This window comes from Staphylococcus sp. HMSC056G08 (assembly GCF_001812305.1).
Taxonomy (GTDB): Bacteria; Bacillota; Bacilli; order Staphylococcales; family Staphylococcaceae; genus Staphylococcus; species Staphylococcus simulans.
Window position 1 is genome coordinate 466 of sequence record NZ_KV808494.1, and the last position, 681, is coordinate 1,146.

The following is a 681-nucleotide window of genomic DNA, read 5'->3' on the forward strand; positions in this document are numbered from 1 at the left end:
CCTATACCTCGTTCCGGGAAGGAACGTGTTCTAAAAGTTGAACTACTCCCGCATAATTCATGGAGGCGGCAACCGGATTTGAACCGGTGAATAAAGGTTTTGCAGACCTTGGCCTTACCACTTGGCTATGCCGCCAAAAGTAACTGGGCTAACTGGATTCGAACCAGTGAGTGACGGAGTCAAAGTCCGTTGCCTTACCGCTTGGCTATAGCCCATTAATAATAAAGGGCGACTGATGGGAATCGAACCCACGAATGTCGGAACCACAATCCGATGTGTTAACCACTTCACCACAGTCGCCATGGCAGGGGCAGTAGGAATCGAACCCACATCAAAGGTTTTGGAGACCTCTATTCTACCGTTGAACTATGCCCCTATTAAAATAAGATGGTGGAGGGGGGCAGATTCGAACTGCCGAACCCGAAGGAGCGGATTTACAGTCCGCCGCGTTTAGCCACTTCGCTACCCCTCCTGAGATGGTGCCGGCCAGAGGACTTGAACCCCCAACCTACTGATTACAAGTCAGTTGCTCTACCAATTGAGCTAGGCCGGCAAAAAATGGTTCAAGACAGAGTCGAACTGCCGACACATGGAGCTTCAATCCATTGCTCTACCAACTGAGCTATTGAACCATAATTATATTAATGAATGGCGGTCCCGACGGGAATCGAACCCGCGATC

7 tRNA genes are annotated in these 681 nt (G+C 50.1%); all 7 read right to left on the reverse strand.

The features are described from left to right. Positions 1 to 60: 60 nt before the first annotated feature. A tRNA-Cys gene (locus HMPREF2846_RS08530) sits at positions 61 to 135 on the reverse strand. 8 nt (positions 136 to 143) lie between these two features. After that, positions 144 to 215: transfer RNA gene (locus tag HMPREF2846_RS08535), tRNA-Gln, on the reverse strand. Between the two features lie 12 nt (positions 216 to 227). Continuing rightward, positions 228 to 300: transfer RNA gene (locus HMPREF2846_RS08540), tRNA-His, on the reverse strand. Positions 301 to 302: 2 nt separating this feature from the next. Next, positions 303 to 376: transfer RNA gene (locus HMPREF2846_RS08545), tRNA-Trp, on the reverse strand. 12 nt (positions 377 to 388) lie between these two features. Next, a tRNA-Tyr gene (locus tag HMPREF2846_RS08550) sits at positions 389 to 472 on the reverse strand. 5 nt (positions 473 to 477) lie between these two features. Then, positions 478 to 553 (reverse strand) — tRNA-Thr (locus HMPREF2846_RS08555). A 6-nt stretch (positions 554 to 559) separates the two neighbouring features. Continuing rightward, positions 560 to 632, reverse strand: a tRNA-Phe gene (locus tag HMPREF2846_RS08560). Positions 633 to 681 lie beyond the last annotated feature (49 nt).